The organism is Arhodomonas sp. KWT, assembly GCF_010993615.1.
On record NZ_WNXE01000519.1, the window covers coordinates 1 to 1,135 of the forward strand.

The 1,135-nt window shown below is 70.2% G+C and carries 2 protein-coding genes; both read left to right on the top strand.

What is annotated here, in order from left to right:
* A partial coding sequence (locus G7A99_RS20385) for an NTP/NDP exchange transporter (RefSeq protein WP_371807647.1) occupies positions 1-768 on the top strand: 768 nt, incomplete at its 5' end.
* A partial coding sequence (locus G7A99_RS20390) for an aldo/keto reductase (RefSeq protein ID WP_163143689.1) occupies positions 737-1,135 on the top strand: 399 nt, incomplete at its 3' end. The genes G7A99_RS20385 and G7A99_RS20390, both read left to right, overlap by 32 nt.

Here is a 1,135-nt window from a genome sequence, read left to right on the forward strand (position 1 = left end):
GTGCTGGCACTGACGTTGCCGTGCATGGCTGCCCTCAACCGGTGGTCGTACCGCCGCGACGACGGCGGCCTGCGGGGGGACGGCAGCGAACAGGCCCTGGGCGGCAGGGTGCTCGAAGGTGTCCGTGCCGTTGCCGGATCGCGCTATCTTCTCGGCATCTGCGCCTTCATCTGGCTGTACACGACCCTGGCGACGTTCCTCTATTTTGCCCAGGCCACCATCGTCGAGCGCGCGTTCGCGGACACCGGCGACCGTACCAGCGTTTTCGCCGCCATGGACCTTGCCACCAACGCGCTGACGGTGGGGGTGCAGCTCTTCGTTACCGGCCGTCTGGTCCGCCGTATCGGCCTGGGCCGGGCGCTGGCGCTGGTGCCGCTGATCGTGGCTGCAGGGTTCCTGGTGCTCGCGGCGTTGCCGGTGCTGGCCGTGCTGGTGGTCTTCCAGGTGCTGCGGCGTTCGGGCAACTATGCCGTGGCGCGGCCGGGGCGCGAGATGCTGTTCACCGTCGTACCGCGGATGCAGAAATACAAGAGCAAGAATTTCATCGATACGGTGGTCTATCGGGGCGGTGACGCCCTGGCGGGCTGGGTGTACACGGCGCTTGGAGCGCTGGGGCTGGGCGTGGCGGGCATCGCCGTGGTGGCTGCGCCGCTCGGTCTGATCTGGGCGGCGATCGGCTACCGGCTGGGTGTCATACAGGGCAATCTGGCGCGACAGGCGCGCCTGGAGGTGGGTGATGAGCCGGCGACGGAGTCGATCAGCGCCTGATGGCGGCATCAGCCGACGGCGCTTCCTCGGGTGGTCGGCGGCCGCGGGGGCCGTGGCGGTATTCGGCCCGGTCCGGCTGCGGGCGGCGACGGGGCCGTTGATCCGCCGGTCGATCCCGGCCAGCGCTGAGCGCATCCCCGTCATCGGGCTCGGAACGGCCCGTACCTTCGACGTGGACCCCGGTGATCCGGCGGCGATGGCGCCGCTGCAGGGTGTGATGAGCCGGTTCTTCGAGGGCGGCGGGCGACTGGTGGACTCCTCGCCCATGTACGGTCACGCGGAGGCGGTGGTCGGGGCGCTCGCGCGGCAGCTCGGCATCGCCGACGAGCTGTTCATGGCCACGAAGGTCTGGACCCGTGGCCGCGAG